The 25,606-nt window shown below is 67.3% G+C and carries 1 protein-coding gene; it reads left to right on the top strand.

Annotated features, from left to right (window positions below):
* Positions 1–2 precede the first annotated feature (2 nt).
* On the top strand, positions 3–25,493 hold the full coding sequence (locus tag BLU29_RS04350) for an autotransporter-associated beta strand repeat-containing protein (protein WP_091055429.1): 25,491 nt from the start codon (positions 3–5) through the stop codon (positions 25,491–25,493).
* Positions 25,494–25,606 lie beyond the last annotated feature (113 nt).

Genomic DNA, 25,606 nt, shown 5'->3' with positions numbered 1-25,606 from the left:
TCATGAGGTCCCTGCCCGCAGATTCGATGTCACTTGCGCCCCTCCGGCGCGGGTTGGCCTGGCTGCTGGCGGTGACCTGCTTGGCGGCGGGTTTGCACGCGCAGCTGCCGGCCGGTGGGGCGGTGGTCGCGGGGCAGGCCACGATCGCGAGCTCGGCCAACTCCACGACCATCACGGCGGGCAACAACAGCGTGTTGCGCTGGGGCTCGTTCGATGTGGGGGCGGGCCAGACCGTGCAGTTCATCCAGCCGGGTGCCGCGTCGCGCGTGCTCAACTGGATCGGGGGCCAGACGCCCTCGCAGATCAACGGTTCGCTCCTCGCCAACGGCCAGGTTTACCTGATGAACCCGTCGGGCGTTTATTTCGGGTCGACGGCGGTGGTCAATGTCGGCGCCCTGTATGCCGCCGGCGGCACGATGACCAAGGACGATTTCCTGTCCGGGATGAACCGCTTCAGCGGCCTCACCGGCGACGTGGTCAACAACGGCTCGATCCGCGGCGGGATGGTGGCGCTGGTCGGCCGCTCGGTCGCCAACACCGGCTCGATCGTTTCGCCCGGCGGCTTCATTGGCCTGGCCTCGGGCGACGAGGTGTTCCTCGGTCAGAACGGCAGCTCTATATATATACAAGCGGGCCGGTCCACCCCGGCCGGGACGCCGGCGTCGGGAACCGGGGTGAGCAATACTGGCACAATCGACGCCGGTAGCGGTTCGACCGTGCTCGCGGCGGGCGACCTTTATTCCGTGGCCATCACCCAAGATGGCCGTCTGGCCGGCCGCGATGTACGCGTGCAAGGGCAGGGCACCGGTGATGTCCTGGTCAGCGGGACGATCGATGCCTCCGCCACGCGCGCCGGCGAGACCGGCGGCCGGGTCGAGATCACCGGCGAAAACGTCGGCCTCCTCAACGGCGCCCGCGTCGATGCCTCCGGTCCGGCCGGCGGCGGCACCATCCTCGTCGGCGGCGATCTTCACGGCGGTAATCCCGATGTTCGCAACGCCACGGCCACTTGGGTCGGCCATTCCGCCACCCTGAATGCTGATGCCACGGTCAACGGCAACGGCGGCAAAATCATCGTCTGGGCCGACGGAGCCAATCGAACCTTTGGTTCCCTCTCCGCGCGCGGTGCCGGGGCAACGGACGCGGGCGGTTTTGCCGAGGTCTCGGGCAAGAACTTCCTTGATTACCAGGGCTTCACCAATCTTTCCGCGCCATCCGGCTTGCTTGGAACACTGCTGCTCGATCCTACCAACCTCTACATCGCCGCCTCGCAGGGTAACGCCACCACCGCTGGCATGTCGGGCACCGATACTTCGGCAGATTCCTCAGCAGCGCCCAATTTCACCGCTAGCGGCGCGGTGCAGGATTCGCTCCTGACCACCGGCACGCTCGTTACCGCCCTTAACGGCGCGTCCAACGTCACCGTGACCACGACGAATGCATCAGGCACCGGTGCCGGTTTCATCAAGTTCGTCGACCCGGTCGTTTGGAGCTCGGCCAATTCTCTCACCGCTACCGCCACCACCGATATCACGGTCAATGCGGCCATAACCAATTCCGGCGCCGGCGGAATTACGCTTACCACCGGCGGTGCGGGCAACCTGACTTCGACGGCGGCGATTACCACCACTGGTGGGGCGCTGACGCTCAATGCAGCCACCATGTCCCTTGGAGCACTTAGTTCCGGCGCTGGATTAATCACGATCAACAATTCCGGTGCGGCCACGCAATCCGGCGTCTTTGCCGGCTCCGGCGGCCTGACCAAGACAGGCGCCGGGACGTTGACTCTTTCCCAGACCAACACTTACACGGGCGGAACTTCGCTCTCGGGCGGCACTCTGGTGGTATCCAACAGCAGCGGCTTGAGCACGGGCACGTTGACGGTCACCAACACCCCGACGCTCCAAGGCGGCGGAGGTAGCGCCATCACACTGGCGAACAATATCAATTTGAGCTCGGGGACGCTGACCGTCTCCATCCCATTTGGCGGCGGGCAGGATATCGCGCTCAATGGGGTGATTTCGGGTGCCGGTGCGATGAACGTCACCAGCGACATCAGCGGTCGGGGACTCACCTTGGCTGGCAACAATACGTTTGCCGGCGGTGTCACCCTGACGACCTCCGCCGGATCCTCCAACCCCAGGTTGCAGCTCGGCAACGTGAATGCCTTGGGTACCGGGACTCTTACGCAGTCCGGGAATGCCGGGGAAGTCGATATTGTCGCCAACCTCACGGGCGGAAGCGGAGTTACCAACAATATCGTCATCAGTGGGCCGGCATCCATTTTGACCGTGAAAGCCCAGGGCAATAATGCACTGTTTTCAGGCACAGTTTCCGGTGCCGGTGCGTTCACAAAATTGGGCGCGGGCACGGTGTCGCTGTCAGGCTCCAACACTTACGCTGGCGCGACCAACATCAACGCGGGCACCCTGAGCCTCGGCTCGACCGGCGCGCTGGGGTCGACCACCGGCACGACGGTGGCCAACGGCGCGACGCTCGATGTGGGTTTCAGCTCGGGCGTGTTGGGCAACCCCGGCAGCACGATCACGCTGAACGGTCCGAGCGCGCTGACCTTTACGGGGACGGGCGACACGCTGAACAATGGCATTGTGCTGGCGAGCGACAGCACCATCGGTGGCACGGGCAGCGGCACGTTGGGCGGCGTGGTGAGCGGCAATTTCGCGCTGACGATGGCGGGCAGCGGCACGCTGACCCTCTCTGCGGCAAACACCTACACGGGCGCGACCAACATCAACGCGGGGACGATTGCGAACGGGATGGCGAACGCGCTGCCGACCGGGACGGCGTTGACGGTGGCGTTGACGGGCACGCTGGATCTGGCCGGGTTTGGCCAGCAGGTGGGCAGCGTGACGGGTGCGGGGACGGTAAAGGACACTGGGGCGGCGGCGACCTTTACGGTAAACAACGCGGGATCCGATACGTTTGCGGGAACGCTGGCGGGAGCCCTGGCCCTGACGCAATCGGGCGCGGGAACGCTGACACTCTCGGGCACCAACACCTACATGGGTGCGACCACCATCAGCGCGGGCACGCTGAGCCTCGGCTCGCTTGGCGCGCTGGGGTCGAGTTCGGGCACGACGGTGGCCAACGGCGCGGCGCTCGATGTGGGCTTCAGCGCGGGCACGCTGAGCAACACCAACACGATCACGCTCAACGGGACGGGCGTGGGCGGGGCGGGGGCGCTCACCTTCACCGGCACGGGCGACACGCTGAGCAATGGCATTGTGCTGGCGACTGACAGTACCATCGGCGGCACGGGCAGCGGCACGCTGGGCAACGTGGTGAGCGGCGGCTTTGCCCTCACCAAGGCGGGCAGCAGCACAGTGACGCTCTCAGGCGCGAACACTTACACCGGCGCGACCACCATCAACAGCGGCACCTTGGAGCTGTCGGGCGCGGGCACGCTGGCCAGCTCCGGCGTGAGTGTGAACACCGGCGTGTTTAAACTTACCGGTGTGACGAATGCCAAACCCGTGACGTTGAACAATGGAGCGACTTTACGGGGCTCGGGCTCTTCGACCCAGTCGGCGGCCGTCACGCTCGCGGGTGCCGGACAGACGATCGATACGGTGGCCGGCACGGACGTGCTGACCGTTGCCAATACCATCACGGATGCAGGTGCCTCCACTCTGACGCTCGCGGGTGTGGCTGGCAGCACGATCAATGTCACCGGTGCGGTCACGGCGCTCGGCCTCGCGACCTCCCCCACGGCCCAAAACCTTTCGCTGACGGGCGCGACCGGCGCGATCACCAACGCGGTGACGTTCAGCAACACCGGCGGTACACTCACGCTCGGCCAGGCCGGCGGCTCCCAGACCTACACGGGCGGGATCACGGCCACGGCCCCTTCGACGACGACGTTGAACGGCGCCATTGCTTCCTCCGGTGCAACTCAAGCCTACGGGCCGGTGACGCTCGGTTCCGCCACGAACCTCACGGCAAGCACGGCGACATTTAATAACACGGTAGCTGGGGGCGCATACAGCCTGGGGGTAACGGGCAATGCGGTATTCGATAATACCGTGACTGGCCTGAACACCTTGAATGTTTCCGGCACGACTGCGATCAACACCGCGACCGTGACAACTTCGGGCACGCAGACCTACACGGGAGCGGTGACGCTCGGTTCCGCCACAACGCTCACGACGACGAACAGCGCGGTCGGCTTCGGCTCGACGGTGGATTCCTTCGATACCACCCATCGGGATCTGGCGGTGAGCAGCGGCATCGGCGTGATCACGCTAACAGGCGCGGTGGGTTCTACCCACCCGCTCGGGGCAGTGAATCTGACCAGCACGTCGGCCATCTCACTCCCCACCTTGACGAGTGATTCGCTGACGGTGAACGCCGCCGGCACCACCGTTAACAACAATATCACGACGACGACCACCACCTTCAACAATACCGGTGCCCTGAGCGGTACAGGCGTGGTAGGGGCCAGCACGCAGCTCAACCTGAACGGCAGCGGCAGTGTGACGGCGCTCAACTCTTCTACCCCAAACCTCAGCCTGGCGACGACGACGTCGAGTGCGGCGAATGTCACGGTGACCAACCAGCTTGACGGCGGCCTGACCATCAGCGGCGGCTCGGCGACCGGCGTGGCGGCCCTGAACGTTACCTCGCACAACACCCTCAATAATGCCGGTGCTGGCCTGACTATCGGCGCGGGCAACCTCACGACCGGCACTTCCGTCACCCTCACCGGCACATCACTCCTCCTGACCGGTGGCATTACCAGTCCGACGATCACGCTCAACCTCGGTGGTGATTTGACCGGCTCGGGAACTCTGGCCGCCGCCGTGGCCCTCGCGCTGAACGGCACAGGCAACGTCGGGTCGGGCGGCAGCCTGATCACCATCAACACCCCGTCGCTGACGCTGAACAAGGGTTCAGGCGATGTATTTGTAAACGACGGCGCCAACCCCTTGGGGCTGACAGCGACCGCTTTCAGCGGAAACGGTACCTTCACTGCCGGGGCCCTCACGCTCAACAGCGCCATCAATTCCGGCGCCAACACGCTGATTTTCAATACCGCGGCGTTCGCGCTGGGCACCAATGCCGTCACCGGCGGCGCGGTCACCATCAACAACTCCGGCGCCCTGACCGGAACGGGCCTGGTGACCGCCACCACCCTCAATCTTAACGGAACAGGTGCGGTCGGCGCAATCGGTGGAGGCAACGCCATCAATACGGCTGCCGGCACCGTCAGCTTCAACAAGGGCGTTGGAGCCGGAGACAGCTACCTTAATCAAACGGGTGCCGTCGCACTTACCGGCTCGACGGCGGGGTTGGTAAACATCACCTCGAACACCAACACGGTTTCGCTGAGCAACTTCGCGGCATCAGGCGGCTTCAGTGCCTCCGGCGCCACTTCGCTCGGCATTAGTGGCACCATCGGCGGTCCGATGAGCCTTGGCAGCAATGTTTCGCTCAATGGCACCACCACATTCACCGGGGCGGTCACCCTAACCAGTGGCATCACCTTTACGACGGGGGCGAACACCCTGACTTTCAACTCCGGCGTCGACGGAAACTTTGCCCTGATCGTCAACGCCACAGGTGGTGCGGTGGAATTCTTCGGGGGTGTCGGGGCGACGATTCCGCTCATCAGCCTCGCAGTCACGGGACCTGCCCATGTCAGCGGCACAATCACGACCGGCGGCAACACCCAGAATTGGGGCAACCTTACGTTGGTGGGCAACACCAGCTTTGTGGATAACACGGGAAACATTAACTTCAACGGCACCGTGGATGCGACCTCCGCGGGAGCGCAAACCCTCACGGCGAACGCCGCTGGGGCGGTCACGTTTGCCGGTAATGTGGGTCTCGGCACGGCGCTGGGCGCGGTGAATGTAACCGGGGCGGCCGGGATCAACCTGAATGGGGCGAACCTGATCACGAAGAATGGTCAGGTGGACCTGAACAGCCCGGCAACGCTGGGGACGCCGACAGTAGCCATCAATACGGTCGGCGGCGGCACCGGGGCGAACATCAACTTTAACACGGTGGATGCGACCGCCGCGGGGGTGCAGAGCCTGACACTGACCGCGGGCACGGGCAACGTCGCCTTCAACGGCGTGGCAGGCAATACGCAGCGCCTGGGGACAGTGACGGTCAACAGTGCCGCAAACGTCGGCCTCAACCAGAACCTCAGTGCCGCGAGCTTCCTGCAGAACGCCGGGACCGGCACCACCACGGTCGCCACCGGCAAGACGCTCGATGTCAACGTAGGCGGCGTCAATATTACCGCTGCCAGCATCGCCTTGAACGGAAATGTCACCGCGACCGGAGGCAACGTCATCATTGCTGGCGCGACGACCCAGGCCGCCGCGAGCACCGTCAATTCCAATGGCGGAACCATCACGATCGACGCGGGTGGCGGCAACACCACCTTGAGCGGCGCGCTCACCACCTCGAACGCCACGGGCAGTGCCGTTTTTGTCGGTGGTTCGACGGTCCAGATCGGCAACATCAACATGACGGGTGGAGCCGGCGCCACATTACAGGTGAACAATAGCGGCGCCGGCAGCCAGACTGGCGGCACCGCGATCTCCGGCGCAGGAGCCGCCGTCCTCAAGACGGCCGCAGGCACGCTGACGCTCTCGGGCACCAACACCTACACGGGCGCGACGACGATCAGCGCCGGTACCTTGAGCGTGGGGACGATCGGCAACGGTGGTGTCGCGGGGAACTTGGGTGCCGCCGCCAACGTCGCTGCGAACCTGGTGTTGAATGGCGGCACGCTGCAGTACACGGGTGCGGGAGAGAGCACCGACCGGTTGTTCACGCTGACGACCAATGGCGGCACGATTGACGCATCGGGCAGCGGTGCGCTGAGCCTGGCGAACGCCGGCAGCGTGGCTCTTAGCGGAGCCGGTACGCGCACCCTCACCCTGACGGGCACCAACACCGGCGCAAACACCCTTGCGGTTATTCTCGGCGACAATACCGGTGCGACCAGTCTGACCAAGAGCGGAGCGGGTCTCTGGACCCTCTCGGGTGCGAACACTTATACAGGCGCGACGACGATCAGTGCGGGCACCTTGAGCGTGGCGACGATCGGCAACGGTGGCAGTGCCGGCAATCTGGGTCAGGCGACCAGCGCCGCAACGAACCTGGTGTTGGACGGCGGCACATTGCAGTACACGGGTGCAGGAGAGAGCACCGACCGGCTGTTCACGCTGACGACCAATGGCGGCACGATTGACGCATCGGGCAGCGGTGCCTTGAGCCTGACGAATCCCGGCAGCATAGCTCTTAGCGGAGCCGGTACGCGCACCTTCACCCTGACGGGCACCAACACCGGCGCGAACACCCTTGCGGCTATTCTCGGCGACAATACCGGTGCGACCAGTCTGACCAAGAGCGGAGCGGGTCTCTGGACGCTCTCGGGTGTGAACACCTACACGGGTGCGACGACGATCAGCGCGGGCACGCTGGCGGACGGGGTGGCGAACGCGCTGCCGACCGCAACGGCGCTGGCGGTGACGGGCACGCTGGACCTGGCCGGGTTTGGCCAGCAGGTGGGCAGCGTGACGGGCGCGGGGACGGTGACGGACAGCGGAGCGGCGGCGACTTTCACCGTGAACAACGCGGGCGCCGATGCGTTTGCCGGCACGATGACGGGCGCCCTGGCCCTCACGAAGACGGGCGCGGGCACACTGACGCTTTCGGGGGCGAACACTTATACGGGTGCGACCACGATCAGCGCGGGCACGCTGGCGGACGGGGTGGCGAACGCGCTGCCGACCGGAACGGCGCTGGCGGTGACGGGCACGCTGGACCTGGCCGGGTTTAACCAGCAGGTGGGCAGCGTGACAGGCGCGGGGACGGTGACGGACAGTGGAGCGGCAGCGACTTTCACCGTGAACAACGCGGGCGCCGATGCGTTTGCCGGCACGATGACGGGCGCCCTGGCCTTCACGAAGACGGGCGCGGGCACACTGACGCTCTCGGGGGCGAACACTTATACGGGTGCAACCACGATCAGCGCGGGCACGGTGGCGGACGGGGTGGCGAACGCGCTGCCGACCGGAACGGCGCTGGCGGTGACGGGCACGCTGGACCTGGCCGGGTTTAACCAGCAGGTGGGCAGCGTGACGGGTGCTGGGACGGTAACGGACAGCGGAGCGGCGGCGACTTTCACGGTGAACAACGCGGCACCGGATACATTCGCCGGGACGCTGACGGGAGCTCTGGCCCTGACGAATGCAGGCAGCAGCACGCTGACGCTCTCGGGGGCCAACACTTACACGGGCGGCACGACGATCGGCGCCGGGACACTGACGGTTGACGGCGCAACGGCCACGGCGGGCACCGGCGGCACGATTGTCGTGGGCGCGAATACGCTGAACATCAACAATGGTGCATCCCTGGCCAATGCAGTCACGATCACGACCGGCACGATCGGCAACACCGCTGGCGCCGGCACGCTTGCGACAGGCGGGGTGACGCTGAATGGTGCGGGGAACGTAAGTTCCACCGGCACCGGGCTGACGGTCAGCGCGGCGGTTGGCCAGACAGCAGGCACCGACTCCTTGACCAAGACGGGTACCGGCACGGTGACACTTTCGGGAGCAAACACCTACGCCGGCGCGACGACAGTCAATGCCGGCACGCTGGAGCTCTCGGGCTCACTGACCAGCTCCGGCGTGAGTGTGAACACCGGGGTTTTAAAACTTACCGGCGTAACGAACGCGGTTCCGGTCACCCTGAACAATGGAGCCACTTTGCGCGGCTCGGGCACTTCGACCCAGTCGGGGGCCGTCACGCTCTCCGGCGCTGCACAGACGATTGATACGGTGGCCGGCACGGACGTGCTGACCGTTTCCAATACCATAACAGATGCGGGTGCCTCCACCCTGACGCTTGCGGGTGTAAACAGCAGCACGACCAACCTCAGTGGTGCGGTCACGGTACACGGTCTCGCAACCTCCGCCACGTCCCAAAACGTTTCGCTGACGGGCGCGAGCAACACGATTGCCGGCACCACGACGTTTAACAACACCGGGACGCTGACCCTGGGCAGTCTGTCGACGAACACGATCGCCTTCACGGGCGGGGTGGTGGCGACGGCGCCGAGCGTCAAGAACATCGCGGGCACGATCAGCGCGGCGGGCAGCGGGGTGATCAACCTGGGCACGACGGGCGTGAACGTGACGGACACCGCGACGGTGGGTGGGGCCTCGACCGGCCAGATCACGCTGGGCAATGCGGTGCTGACCGATGCCAAGACGCTGACGGCAGGGGCGGGGGCAGCCACGCCGGTCAGCCTGGGGACGGTGGACAACACGACGACCGCCAACAGCTCGAGCCTGACGATCAACACGACGGGGGCGGCGACGGTGGGGGCGGTGGGCGCGACGAATGCGCTCAACGTGGTGACGGTGACACAGTCCGGCGGGACGACTTTCGGCGGGGTGGTGAATGCGGCGACAACGACACTGACGAACACAACGGGCACAATTGCCTTTAACGGGGCGCTGACGACGGGAACGTTGAACACGGCGGCACAGCCCTACAACGTGGCGATCAATCAGGGTGGCACGGTGACCAATGCCGTGACGTTCTCAAATACCGGCACGCTGACCTTGGGCGATGATGCGGCGGACAACCTGGCCTTCACGGGCGGGGTGGTGGCGACGGCGCCGAGCGTCAAGAACATCGCGGGCACGATCAGCGCGGCGGGCAGCGGGGTGATCAACCTGGGCACGACGGGCGTGAACGTGACGGACACCGCGACGGTGGGCGGGGCCTCGACCGGCCAGATCACGCTGGGCAATGCGGTGCTGACCGATGCCAAGACGCTGACGGCAGGGGCGGGGGCAGCCACGCCGGTCAGCCTGGGGACGGTGGACAACACGACGACCGCCAACAGCTCGAGCCTGACGATCAACACAACGGGGGCGGCGACGGTGGGGGCGGTGGGCGCGACGAATGCGCTCAACGTGGTGACGGTGACACAGTCCGGCGGGACGACCTTCGGCGGGGTGGTGAACGCGGCGACGATTGCGCTCACGGACACGACGGCGGGCAACACCATAAGCTTCACGGGCAATACGAACGCGACGACGGGCCTGACGGTGGGCGCGGGCACGGCGGCCTACAACGTCTCGCTGACGGGCGCGAGCAACACGATTGCCGGCACCACGACGTTTAACAATACCGGGACGCTGACCCTGGGCACTTTGTCGACTGACACGTCCTTGTTCACGGCCGGCCTGACGGCCACGGCGCCGTCGCTTACGACGGTAAACGGTGCGGTCAGCACGACCAGCGCGGCAATTTCCCTCGGCAACACGACGACCGGCAGTGGCGCCTTGGTCAATTCGGGCAACAGTACGATCGCGATCAACGGCGGCGGCGTGGCGGTGGACCTTGGCACCGGCACCTTCACCTCGACGAACGCCGGCACTGCGATCGATGTCGGCAACACGACCACGCTGAAGCTTGCCAACCTGACGGGGACCTCGGGCACAGTGCGCCTCGGCACGGGCAACGTCGGCGCGATCACGCAGAACACCGGCACGATCATCAACGTGGCCACGTTGATCGGCAATTCGGCCGGCTCCGTGACGTTGGCCGACAACAACACCGTCGCCAACCTTGGCGCATTCACCAGCTCGGGCGGCTTTACGCTCAATGACACGACCGGCGGCCTGGTGCTCACGGGCTCGATCAGCGACGGCGCCGGTGCGGTGTCCATCACCACCGCGGGCGGTGCGCTGAACCTTGGGACGAATGGCGTGAGCGGTGTTGGAGTCTCGCTCGCCGGTTCCGGCATTACCCACACTTCCGGCACGATCAGCGGTGGCACGGGCACGGTGAGCCTGGTGGGCAACGGAAACGCGATCTCGCTCGGGACCGACTCGATTATCACCTCGAACGCCACGGCTTCCGCGGTGAGCCTCTCGGGAGCCACGACGCTGCAGATCAGCGATATTACGACCGGTAACGGCGGGACGGTCACGCTGAGCCACAGCAGTACGGGCACGCAGGCGAGCGGTCATGTCATTTCCGGCACGGGGGTCGGCGTAAGCAAGCAGGGCGCCGGCACGATGACCTTCAGCGAGAACAACACCTACAGCGGCGCGACGACCATTGCGAGCGGCACGCTCGCGGCGAACGCCAGCGCGGCGCTGGGCGATGGCAGTGCGACCAACACGCTGGTGTTCACCGGCGGCACCTTGCTGGCGACGGGCACGATCACCTCGCCTTCAACGCGCGGGGTCACGTTGACGAGCACGGGGATCATCGACACCGCGGCCAATGCCGTGAGCATCGCCGGCATCGCTTCCGGGGCAGGCGGGCTCACGAAGAACGGCAGCGGCACGCTGACGCTTTCGGGCGCGAACACCTATGGCGGTGCGACGGCGGTCAACGCCGGCACGCTGAGCCTGGGCGCGACGGGCGCGCTGGGAGCGAGCTCGGGCACGACGGTGGCGAGCGGCGCGACGCTCGACGTGGGCTTCAGCGCGGGCACGCTGGGCAACACCAATGCGATCACGCTCAACGGGGTGGGCGTGGGCAGCGCCGGTGCGCTGACCTTCACGGGAACGGGCGGCACGCTGAGCAATGGCGTGGTGCTGGGGAGCAACAGCACCCTGGGCGGTACGGGCAGCGGCACGCTGGGCGGCGTGGTGAGCGGCGGCTTCGCCCTCACGAAGGCGGGCAGCGGCACGCTGACGCTTTCGGGCACCAACACCTACACGGGTGCGACCAGCATCAACGGCGGCACACTCGCGATCAGTGCGGATCTGAACCTGGGCGCAGTGCCAGGTGGAGCGACGCCGGGGCAGCTGACGTTCAACGCTGGCACGCTGGAGACGACGGCCACCTTCACGCTCAACGCCAATCGCGGCATAGCGTTGAACGCCGGCGGTGGCACGATCCAGGTCGATCCGACCTTCATAACGACGTATAACGGCATTGCGGCCGGCACGGGCGCGCTCACGAAGACGGGCGCGGGCACCCTGATACTGGGAGGAGCGAACACCTATTCGGGCGGCACGACGGTGACGGCGGGCACGCTGTCAGTGTCGAACCCCGCGGGCGCGGGCACCGGCCTGATCCATATCCCGACCGGCACGACCTTTGACGTGAACGGGATCACGATTGCGAACAACGTCTCGATCGACGGCGGCACGCTCTCGGGCACGGGCACCTCGCAGGTGAACGGCACCGTGGCGCTGACCACGGCGACCGGCACGGTCGCGGGCGCGGGTGCCTTCACCCTCAACAGCACGGTCAACGGCGCGCAGACGCTGGCAATCAACAAGTCGGCGGGCTCGCTCACCATCAACGGCGCGCTCACGGTCAACGCGCTGACCACGAACGCGGGGGCGTATAACGTCGCGCTGCTGGGCAGCGGCAACTCTGTCACCACCGGCAACACGGCGTTCAACAACACCGGGACGCTGACCCTCGGCACTTTGTCGACTGACACGTCCTTGTTCACGGCCGGCCTGACGGCCACGGCGCCGTCGCTTACGACGGTGAACGGTGCGGTCAGCACGACCAACGCGGCGATTTCCCTCGGCAACACGACGACCGGCAGCGGCGCCTCGGTCAATTCGGGCAGCAGCACGATCGCGATCAACGGCGGCGGCGCAGCGGTGGATCTTGGCACCGGCACCTTCACCTCGACGAACACCGGCACCGCGATCAATGTCGGCGGCACGACCACGCTGAAGCTCGCCAACCTGACGGCGGCCTCCGGCACGGTCAATATCGGCACCGCGGCCAACGTCACCGGCGCGGTGACGCAGAACGGCGGCACGATCATCAATGCCAATTCCTTGACCGGCAGCACGGCGAACACGGTCAACCTGGGCAACGCAAACACGGTAACCAACCTGGGTGCGTTCACAACCAGTGGCGCATTTGCCTACAACAACGCGGGTGCGCTGAACGTCACCGGGGCGGTAACGACGGCGAACAACGGCCTGGCGAGCGTCACGGCCACGGGCGGCACGCTGAACGTGAATACGGGCTCGGTGGCGGGCGCGGGCGTGACGCTGGTTGCGACCGGCGCGGGCAATGACGTCACGCTGAGCGGTGCCGTGAACGGCAATGCGGGCGCGGTCTCCATCACGGGGGCCCGCAACGTGACGGAGAATACCGGCGGTGACATCACGACCTCGGGCAACGTCAACCTGACGGGCACCGCGGGCAACGTGACGCAGACGGGCACGGGCAAGGTCAGCGGCGCGCTGCTGACGACAAATTCAGCCACCGGCACGACCCTGAACGCGGCCAACACGGTGACGAGCTTCAGCGCCACCAACACGGCTTCCGGCAACATTGCGCTGACGAACACGGCGGCCCCGCTGACCATCACGGGCATCAGCCAGACCGGCGGCGGCACGGTGACGGTGGGCAACACCGGGGCGCTGACCACGAGCGGGGCGGTGAGCGCCGATGGCGGAGCGATCAGCCTGACGGCCACCGGCGGCACCGAGACGATCGGGGCGGCGGTGAGCACGACAGGCACGGGCACGGTGGGGCTGACGGCCACCGGAGCGACGAGCGACGTGGTGCTCAACGGGGCGACGAGCTCCGGCAGCGGAACGGTGACCGTGGCGGCGGGTCAGAACATCGCGATCAACACCGGTGGTGACATCACCACGACGGGCAACGTGGCGTTGAACTCGGCGCAGACGGCGGCGACGGGCACGATCACGGAGGCGGGCACGGGCAAGGTGCTGACGGCGGCGCTGCTGACGACCAATTCCAAGGGCGGTACGACCCTGAACAACGCGAACACGGTGGGCAGTTTCAACGCCACCAACACGACCTCCGGCAACATTGCACTGACGAACACGGCCAATCCGCTGGCGATCACGGGAATCAGTGAGGCTGGCGGCGGGACGGTCTCGGTCACCAACACCGGCAGCATCAACGTAACCGGTCCGGTTTCGGCCGACGGCGACATGACGATCTACGCCAATGGCGGAGGTGTGCAGGACCTCACCGTGTCGAACACCATCACCGGCACCGCCGGGTCTGCCGGCAAGACGCTGACCCTGCAGGCCGACAACACCATCGTCTTCAACTCGTCCGCGGGCATCTCGACCACGAATGCGTTGAACGTGATCCTCAATTCGGATGCCGACGGTTCGACGGCCGGCGCCATCAAGCTGAATTCGGGCACGGTGATCAACAGCGCGGGCGGGAACATCACCCTTGGCGGTGGCGTGGCGGCGAGCGGCAGCGCGCGCGGCACGGCGGCCAACGTCGAGGGCGTGCTGCTCGACAACGCGCAGCTCCTCTCGGGCGCGGGCGCGATCACGATCCGCGGCAAGGGCTGGGATTCCGCCGGCAACGTCCATCTGGGCGTCGGCATCCGCAACGGCAGCGTCGTGCAGAGCAGCACCGGCGTCATCGGCATCACCGGCACCGGCGGCAATGGCACCACGGCCAATTTCGGTGTGTTGATCGATGGCGCTACGTCTGTCGCCAGCACCGGCGCGGGCGGCAACATCTCGATCACCGGCACGGGCGGTGCCGGCACCGGCGACTCCAATTCCGGTCTGGCGATCGGCGGCGGCGGTCCGACGGTAACTGCGACCGGTGGCGGCACGATCACCCTCACCGGCACGCGTGGCAATGGGGGCATCAACAACGACAGCGTCCTCATCCAGGGGACCGTGGCGTCCAACGCCGGCGGCATCCAGATCACGGGCAATGCGGGCGGCACGGTTTCGGGCGCCAGCAATTTGGGCGTCGACCTCAACTCCGGCGGTCAGGTCAACGCCACGGGCGCCGCCACGGTCACGATCAACGGCACCGGCGGCATCGGCACCGCCAGCAACTACGGCGTGCAGGTCACGGGCGCCGGCAGCGCCATCACCACCGTCAATGGCGCCATGGGCGTTACCGGCACGGGCGGCAATGGGTCCGGGGCCTCGAACATTGGCGTCTATGTGAACACTTCCGGGGCGATTTCGACCTCGGGCACGGGTGGCATCACCCTGACCGGTGCGGGCGCCGGCGCCGGCGGCAGCGGCGTGGCGGTGCAGATTGATTCGGGCGGTGTGGTTAAGTCGACCCAGGCGACGGCGGGCGGCGGCACGATCGGCCTCACCGGCAACGCGAACCTTAATGGCACCGCCGGCAGCGATTACGGCTTCTACCTGTTGAACGGGACGGTGCAATCCGTGACCGGCGACATCACAATCGGCGGCACTGCGGGCAGCGCGGGTGGCGACAACCAGGGCGTGCGCATCAACGGCGGCACGATCCAGTCGGGCGGCACGGCGAATATCTCCCTGACAGGGCAGACGAACGGCAACGGCGATTCGATCAAGCTCAACCTCGGGACCAATTCGATCGGCGGCGCCACCGATACCGGCAACATCCTGATCCAGGCTAACGGCACACCGTCCACCACCGGCATCGACATGGGGAATGCGGCCACGACGACGATCCGCACGAATGGCAATGTCACGTTTAACTCGGTCGCGGGTGCGGTGCAGGACTCGGTAAGCTCTATCCGGGGTGGCGCGAGCGCGGCCGCGGCCGGCCTGCAGCTGCTCGGCGGCGGGACGTTCACCCTTGCCGGCAACAACAACGATGTGACGGTGCTGGCCGGCAGCCTGACCAACGGCAGCTCGGTCAGCTACAACGGCGCGACCGCCATCTCCATCGGCTCCGTCCTCGGGACCAACGGCCTGAACGTCGGCGCCACGGGCAGCGTGACCCTCGCTGCGGGCACGGCGATTTCCCAGACCCAGGCCATCACCGCTTCCTCGCTGACCACCACCACCGCAACCGGCACCGACCTTACCGGCGCGAGCAACGCGGTGGGCAGCTTCACCGCGACGAACACGACTTCCGGCAACATCAGCCTGACGAACACGGCGGCCCCGCTGACGATCACGGGGATCAGCGAGACCGGCGGCAGCGTCACGGTGACCAATGCCGGCGGCATCACGCTCAGCGGCGCAGTCACGGGCGGGACGGGCCTGACCACCCTCACGGCGAACGGCGGCGCGCTGACCCTGGCCGCGAACAACGTCAGCGGCACCGGCGTCAGCCTTCTCGGCACGGGCGTTACCAGCACCGGCGGCACGGTGAACGGCGGGACGGGCGACATCCTGGTGGACGGCGGGGCGGCGGCGATCAGCCTGGGCGGGGCGCTGACCACGACGAGCAACACCGCGACGGCGGTGACGGTGCGCCACGCCACCTCGGTGGCGCTGGGCAACGTGACCACGGGCGCGACCGGCACGACCACGATCGGCGTGGCCGGCGACGTGACGGCCGCTACGACCCAGACCGGCATCATCACCACCGGCACGCTGACGGGCAGCACGACCAGCACCGTGAGCCTGCCCAACGGCAACGTGATCCCGACGCTGGCGGCGTTCGCCTCGAGCGGCGGGTTCACGCTCAATGACACCAGTGCGCTGGGCATCACGGGGGCGCAGAACGCCGGCGCGGGCAACGTGGGCCTGACCTCCACCGGCACGATCGGAGAGAGCGGCGCAGGCTTGGTGAACACCACGGGGACGCTGACGACCTCGTCGGTGGGCGGCGCAACGCTCAGCGGTGCGGGCGCCAACACGGTCGGCAGCTTCAACGCCACCAATACGACCTCCGGCAACATCAGCCTGACCAACACGGCGGCCCCGCTGACGATCACGGGGATCAGCGAGACCGGCGGCAGCGTCACGGTGACCAATGCCGGCGGCATCACGCTCACCGGCGGAGTCATCGGCGGGACGGGTCCGACCACCCTCACCGCGAACGGCGGCGCGCTGGCGCTGGCCGCGAACAGCGTCACCGGCACGGGCGTGACGCTGCAGGGCGTGGGGGTGACGCAGTCCCTGGGCAGCACGGTGAACGCCGGCACGGGCGACATCCTGGTGGATGGCGGAGCCGGGACGATCAATATGGCCGGGGCGCTGACGACGACGAGCAACACGGCGACGGCGGCGAAGGTGGTGCATGCCAGCACGGTGGCGCTGCCGGGGATCCAGACCGGGGCGACGGGCACGACGACGCTGGGGGCGGGCGACATCACGGGGGCGGTGACGCAAAGCGGCACGACGGTGATCAACACCGGCACGCTGACGGGCAGCACGACCAGCACCGTCAGCCTGCCCAACAGCAACGTGATCCCGACGCTGGCGGCGTTTACCTCGAGCGGCGGCTTCACGCTCAATGACACCAGTGCGCTGAGCATCACGGGGGCGCAGAACGCCGGCGCGGGCAACGTGGGCCTGACCTCCACCGGCACGATCGGGGAGAGCGGCGCAGGCCTGGTGAACACCACGGGCACGTTGACGACGTCGTCGGTGGGCGGCACGACGCTCAGCGGTGCGGGCATCAACAGGGTAACGAACTTCCATGCCACCAACACGGGCTCCGGCGACATCAGCCTGACCAACACGATCGCGACCCTCGGGGTCACGGGCATCAGTGAGACCGGCGGCGGCAACGTGTCGGTGACGAATGGTGGCGCGATCACCACCAGCGGCGCGATCACGACGGCGGCCAACGGCAACATCAGCCTGAGGGCGACCGCCGGCGCCATGACGATCGGGGCGGCGGTGACCGCGGGCGGCTCGGGCACGGTGACCCTGACGACCGTCACCTCACCCGGCAACCTGGTCGTGAACGCGGCGGTGGGCAGCGGCTCGGGCGCGATCACGGCGACGGCCAGCGGCACAATCTCCGGCAGCGGGACCTTCGGCACCTCCACTCTGCTGACCACGAGCTCCGTGGGCGGCACAACCCTGACCAACGCGAACACCGTCGGCAGCTTCAGCGCCACCAACTTGAGTGGCGGCGACGTGACGTTGAACAATAGCGCCACGCCGCTGACCATCGCCGGCATCACTGACACGGGTGCGGGCAACGTTTCGGTGACCAACGCCGGTGGCATCACGCTCAGCGGTGCGGTGAGCGCGGGCACCGGCTCGGTGACGCTGCATGACACGACGGGGACGCTGGCGCTGGCAGCCAACAATGTGAGCGGCAGCACAGGCGTGACACTGCAGGGCGTCGGGGTGACGCAGTTGGCGGGCAGCACGGTGAACGCCGGCACGGGCGACATCCTGGTGGATGGCGGGGCGGCGGCGATCGACCTGGCCGGGGCGCTGACCACGACCAACGGGACCGCTCTGGCGGTTCAGGTCCTCCATGGCACCTCGGCGGCGCTCGGCAACATCACGACGGGCGCCGGCGCCACAGTCACCCTGGGCACCGTGGGCGCGAACAACCTCTCCGGCGCGATCACCCAGACCGGCATCATCAACACCACGAATCTGGTGGGCAGCGGCGGCTCGTCCGTAAACCTCGGCAACAGCAACACGGTGACGAATCTCGGCGCATTCGGCGACGGCACGACCTTCACCTTCAACAACGCCGGCGCCCTGAACGTGACCGGCGCCGTGGGTGGCGGCAGCGGCCTGACCAGCATCACGGCCACGGGTGGCACGCTCGCGGTGACCACGGGTTCGGTGGCCGGTGCCGGGGTGACGCTGGCCTCCACCACCAACGACGTGACGCTCAATGGCACGGTGAACGGTAACGCTGGCACGGTGACGCTCAATGCGGGCGGGCTCATCAGCCAGACGCCGGCAGGCACAATCAACACGAGCGGACTGCTGACGACCTCGTCGACCACGGGCACGACGTTGGGCAGCGCGAACACCGTCACGAGCTTTACCGCGACGAACACGACTTCGGGCAGCATCAGCCTGACCAACACGGCGGCCCCGCTGACGATCACGGGGATCAGCGAGACCGGCGGCAGCGTCACGGTGACCAATGCCGGCGGCATCACGCTCACCGGCGGAGTCATCGGCGGGACGGGTCCGACCACCCTCACCGCGAACGGCGGCGCGCTGGCGCTGGCCGCGAACAGCGTCACCGGCACGGGCGTGACGCTGCAGGGCGTGGGGGTGACGCAGTCCCTGGGCAGCACGGTGAACGCCGGCACGGGCGACATCCTGGTGGATGGCGGAGCCGGAGCGATCAATATGGCCGGGGCGCTGACGACGACGAGCAACACGGCGACGGCGGCGAAGGTGGTGCACGCCAGCACGGTGGCGCTGCCGGGGATCCAGACCGGGGCGACGGGCACGACGACGCTGGGGGCGGGCGACATCACGGGGGCGGTGACGCAAAGCGGCACGACGGTGATCAACACCGGCACGCTGACGGGCAGCACGACCAGCACCGTCAGCCTGCCCGACAGCAACACGGTGACGAACTTGGGCGCGTTCACGACCAATGGCGCGTTTACGTTCAACAACGCGGGTACGCTGAACGTCACCGGGGCGGTAACGACGACGAACAACGGCCTGGCGAGCATCACGGCGACAGGCGGCACATTGAACGTGAGCACGGGTTCGGTGGCGGGCGCAGGCGTGACGCTGGTCGCCACCGGCGGTAGCAATGACGTTACGCTGAGCGGGGCGGTGAACGGCAACGCCGGCACGGTCTCCATTACGGCGGCCCGCAACGTGACCGAGAACACGGGCGGCAACATCACGACCTCGGGCAACGTCAACCTGACGGGCGCCGCGGGCAACGTGACGCAGACGGGTACGGGCAACGTCAGTGGCGCGCTGCTGACGACGAACTCGGCGACCGGCACGACGCTGAACGCAGGCAATACCGTCACGAGCTTCCACGCCACCAACACGACCAGCGGGGACGTGAGCCTCACGAACACGGCGGCGCCCCTGACGATCACGGGCATCAGTGAGACCGGCGGCAACGTGGCGGTGACAAATACCGGCGCGATCACGACCAGCGGCGCGATCACGACGGCGGCCAACGGCACCATCAGCCTGACGGCGACCGGCGGCACCGAGACGATCGGCGCGACGGTGACGGCGGGCGGCTCCGGCACGGTGGGACTGACGGCCACCGGGGCGACGAGCGATGTGCTGGTGAACGCCAACGTGGGCAGCGCCTCGGGGGCGATCACGGCCACGGCGGGGCGGAGCGTGACGCTGAACGCAGGCAACGTGACCACCACGGGCAACGTGAGCCTCACGGGCACGGCGGGTACGGTGAGCGAGGCGGGGGCAGGCAAGGTCAGCGGCGCGCTGCTGACGACAAATTCAGCCACCGGCACGACCCTGAACGCGGCCAACACGGTGACGAGCTTCAGCGCCACCAACACGGCTTCCGGCAACATTGCGCTGACGAACACGGCGGCCCCGCTGACCATCACGGGCATCAGCCAGACCGGCGGCGGCACGGTGACGGTGGGCAACACCGGGGCGCTGACCACGAGCGGGGCGGTGAGCGCCGATGGCGGAGCGATCAGCCTGACGGCCACCGGCGGCACCGAGACGATCGGGGCGGCGGTGAGCACGACAGGCACGGGCACGGTGGGGCTGACGGCCACCGGAGCGACGAGCGACGTGGTGCTCAACGGGGCGACGAGCTCCGGCAGCGGAACGGTGACCGTGGCGGCGGGTCAGAACATCGCGATCAACACCGGTGGTGACATCACCACGACGGGCAACGTGGCGTTGAACTCGGCGCAGACGGCGGCGACGGGCACGATCACGGAGGCGGGCACGGGCAAGGTGCTGACGGCGGCGCTGCTGACGACCAATTCCAAGGGCGGTACGACCCTGAACAACGCGAACACGGTGGGCAGTTTCAACGCCACCAACACGACCTCCGGCAACATCAGCCTGGTGAACACGGCCAGCCCGCTGACCATCACCGGCATCAACGAAGGCGGCACGGGCAGTGCTTCGGTGAGCAACACCGGCCCGGTTAGTATCACCGGCACCGTGAGCGCGGGCACGGGTGGGGTGAACCTCACCTCTTCCGGTGCAATCGCGGAAAGCGGTGCGGGTCTGGTGAGCACCACCGGCGCGCTGACCGTGAGCGCCACGGGCCAGTCGATCACGCTCACGCAGAACAACGCCGTCACCGGCACGGTCAACCTGACCGGCGCCGCGACCCAATTTACCAACACAATCGCCACGACGGCGGTCCTGGCGACAACCGGGGCCACGACCCTTACCGCCACGGGCCAGCCGCTCAATGTCTCGGGCGGTGTGACGGGCGCCTTGCTCACGACCAGTGCGGCGGCGACCAACCTCGGAACGCTGAGTGTGGGCAGTGCGAACCTCACCGCGACGGGGGCGGTGACGCAGAGCGGCGTGCTCACGGACGGCGGTGCGCTGACCGTCAGCGCGTCCGGCCAGCCGATCACGCTCACGCAGAACAACGCCGTCACCGGCACGGCGACGCTCACCGGTGCCGCGACCCAATTTACCAACACGCTCGCCACGACCGCGGTCCTGGCGACGACCGGGGCCACGACGCTCACGGCCACGGGCCAGCCGCTCAATGTCTCGGGCAGTGTGACGGGCGCCTTGCTCACCACGAGCGCGGCGGCGACCAACCTGGGCACGCTGAGTGTGGGCAGTGCCAGCCTCACGGCGACGGGAGCCGTTACACAGAGCGGCGTGCTGACGGACGCGGGCGCCCTGACGGTTACCGCCACGGGCCAGCCGATCACGCTCACGCAGAACAACGCCGTCACCGGCACGGTCAACCTGACCGGCGCCGCGACTCAATTTACCAACACGCTCGCCACGACGGCGGTCCTGGCGACGACCGGGGCCACGACGCTGACGGCCACGGGCCAGCCGCTCAATGTCTCCGGTAGCGTGACCGGCGCCTTGCTCACGACCAGTGCGGCCGCGACCAACCTCGGGACGCTGAGCGTGGGCAGTGCAAACCTGACGGCGACGGGGGCGGTCACGCAGAGCGGCGTGCTCACGGACGCGGGCGCCCTGACGGTTACCGCCACGGGCCAGCCGATCACGCTCACGCAGAACAACGCCGTCACCGGCACGGCGACCCTGACCGGGGCGGCGACGCAGTTTACCAACACGCTGGGCACGACGGCGGTGCTCGCCACGACCGGCAATACGACGCTGACGGCGACGGGCCAGCCGCTTAATGCCTCGGGCAGTGTCACCGGCGCCACGAGTTCGCTCACCACGAGCGCCGGGGCGACCAACTTGGGCACCCTTACGGTCGGCAAGAACCTGACGATGACTTCCTCCGGTAGCATCACGCAGAGCGGCCCGATCACCGTGGGCGGGTTGACGACGTTCTCCCTCACATCCCCGCTGTCCGACATCCTCCTGAGCACGCAGGCCAATGATCTCGGCAGCATCGCCCCGGTGCTGGCCGGCACCGTGTCCAATATCCGCGACCTGGGCCTCCGGAACGTGAATGTGGGGGCCAAGGTGCCGGTCATCTTCCCGGCCACCACGAATCTGGCCGGCCTGACCAATCTGCGCAACCTGACCCTGATCTTCGACAATGCGCCGATCAACCTTCCGGGGATCACCGCCTCGGGCACCATGACCATCACCGCCGGCGGCGCGATCACCGACAGCGGACCCTCGATCGTCCCCGGGTTGTCCGTCCTCAACGCGAACGGCTTCAACATCACGCTCAACAATCCCGGCAACAACTTCGGCACCGTGAATCTGACCGGGGCGAACATCACGCTGTTCAACGTCAGCGCCGTCAACCTGGCCGGTGTGCAGGCTACCGGGTCATTCAGCCTGACTTCCCCGGGCACCCTGACGGTGAGTTCTGGCATCAACAGCGGCTCGACGGTCAGCCTCGCGTCGACCGGCGGCGACCTGCTCATCAACGCCCCGATCAGCGCGGGCGGCAATCTGACCTTGGCGGCCAACCAGAACGTCACGGCCAGCGCGCCTGGTTCGCTCAGCACCGCCGGTGGCAGCATCTCGGTGACGGCCGGCAACAACATCCAGCTGGCCGACGTAGCCTCGTCCAACGGCACCGTGACCGTCACCCCGAATGGCAGCGCCACCTTCATCAGCCCGCTCAACAACAGCCCGCTCAACATCAGTGGCGCGTTCACGGTGACGGCCGGCGGCAACGTCAGCTTCAACAACTCGCTCACGGGCGCCGGCTCCCTGACGGTCAACACCGGCGGCATCACGAGCTTCAACAACGCCATCAACGGCCTCGGTACCCTGCTCACCGATGCATCCGGCAGCACCGTGATCAATGGCGGGACCCTGGGGGTCACAAACTCTTTCCGGTTCAACGACCCGGTGGTGGTGGCGAGCAACCTCGTCATCAGCGGCCCCGCGGGCCGGTTCAACAGCACCCTGATGCCCGGCAGCGACGGCGGTCAAAGCCTGACCTTCAACATGTCGGGCAACACGATCTTTGTCGGGGCGGTCGGGGCGCCTGGCCAACGGTTCTCCTCCATCACGACCGGCTCGGGCGGCAGCACCCTGTTCTACGGCCTTCCGTCTTCCCCCGCCGCGGCCTACACCACCGGCGCCCAGACCTACAACAACCCCGTCCTGCTGGGCTCCGACACCACCTTCGGGGCCTCCGCGCTCACCTTCAACAACACCGTCAACATGGGCCCGTCCTTGACCACGCTTTCCCCGCTGGTCGGCGGCCCCAGCAACCTCACGGCCAATGTTTCCGGAGCCACGATTTTCAATGCTGCTGTCGGACAGGCCACCAACGGGCGGATTGGCGATGTCACGATCTCAGGCCCGGCTGGCTCGCCCACGACTGGCACGACCGCCATCCGCGCGGACTTCTCTTCGACCAGTCTCACGGTGAACAATCCGCTGACCTTTGACGCGGCGACGGCCACCACGGTCGACACCACGGGCTTCCAGAATTACACCAGCACGGTCGCCTTGGGCACCAACCTGACCTTCACTTCCAATCTCAGCCAAGTCTATAGCCCGACGGGCACGGATCAGGGTATCAGCTTTGCCCAGGGCATGGCCGCCGGCGGCCACACCGTGAACGTGAAGGCCGCCCAGTCCGCGGTCATCTTCGGGGGCGATGTCGGCAGCCAGGCCAACCCGCTCACCACGCTCTCGGTCTCCGGTCGTTATGTCCTCGTGGGCGGCGATATCTGGACGCAGGGGGACATGAAGATTTCCATCGGCACGGGGACCACGGGGAACAACGACTTCCTCCAGTTCGTCGGCACCGGCGCGCACAACACCCGCCTCGATTCGGTCGATGGTGAGATCATCCTCGGCAGCGGCGCAACCGGTGCTACCGGTGACGCCGCCAAGACCGGAGCCCCGGGCCGAGCTTCGATCTTCAAGAGCAATGACGGCGATCTCGATATCTTTGCCCACAAGATCACCATCCAACCCTTCGAGCGCCTCGTCGTGCGCAACGGGTCGTTCATTGCCATTGCCGACGGGACGGGTGTTGGTGACGGCATCATCCTGAGCAGCACGGCCGCGACCAACTACTTGATCCTGGTCACCAGTGCCACGTCGAACGGTGGCAGCGTTTCGCCCAGCATCCATATCCAGTCGCGCGCGCCGGCGACGGTCGAAGCGCCGAGTGGCTCCGTGCAGGATCAGGGCACCGAACTGGTCGCCAGCGCGGTTTATATCTTCAACGCGCTCGGCAACGCCACCAATCCCAGCCCCACGCGAACCGCCTTCGCTCCGGTGCCGGCCACCGACCACACCTTTGATTACGCGCCACCCCACACGGGCAACATCGCGAGCCGCCTCGGGGCGACGGTGTTTGAGGTGCTGCCGGACAGCGGCGGCACGCACCACAGCGTCTATATCGCCGACCTGGTGGTGACCAACCAATACCGGCCCAACCCGGTGCCTTTCCTATTCTATCTCGATCTCAGCACGGCGGGCTTGACGACTCAAAATATCGGCGGACTCGGGCCCTTTATCCAGCCAACGGACAACCTGTTTGGCCTGAACCTGCTGCCGCTGCGCACGATCACGACGCAGAACGCCTCGCCGCGCACGGTGTTGCAGTCCACTTTCACGCCCAACGTGCCGCTCGAGACCCGCGAGGCGCCGCCGCCGGAAGTGGATCTCGCGCCGGCCGTGCGCGAGCAGTTGCAGGCCCTCGGTATCTATGCCCGCGCCCTTACGCCCGAAGAACGCAGGTCGCGCGACAAGCGGATGGGACTGTTCCGCACGATCCCCGAGCGCGAGCGCCCGCGCGAATCCGATTACGAGGTGGCCGACGCCCGCGTCGAGAACCGCGCGGTGCGCGACGTCCTCCGTCTGGCCACGGCCACCGGCCTGATCGGGGAGGATCAGCACAAGCTGGACGACGTGGCCCGCGCGCTGGCGGCGAGCTTCGAGGCCTTCTCGGTGCTTTCCCTCAGCCAGGAGGCGAAGGACTTCCGCGCGTGGCTCGAGGCGAGCTCCGATCCGGACGCCGTGAAGGTGCTCCAGTATGTCAAGACGCTCCACGAGACCCTGAACCGCATCGAGCTGCTGGGCCTGACGCGGCAGGAGCTGGCCAGCTCCAAGGCCCAGATTTACGGCAGCATCCTGCGCGCCCGCCTCAATGCGGAGCCGGAATTCCTCCGGGCCCTGGTCGAGGGCGCCCCGGCGCCCGCCCGGGTCTCGCTGCAGGATTCGCCGGCCGGCCGGCCGGGTCCCTTGGCCCTGCTCGCCCCCCGGTGAGGGTTGTAACGGCGGGTCTATGACCGCCGACAAATATCCCACCACGGACCCCGCCGGCGGTCACAGACCGCCGCTACAGGGCGGCCCGATTTCCTCGCTTGTGCCACCGGCAG

The sequence above is a fragment of the Opitutus sp. GAS368 genome (assembly GCF_900104925.1).
Taxonomy (GTDB): Bacteria; Verrucomicrobiota; Verrucomicrobiia; order Opitutales; family Opitutaceae; genus Lacunisphaera.
This window is presented reverse-complemented; position numbering and strand designations above follow the sequence as displayed.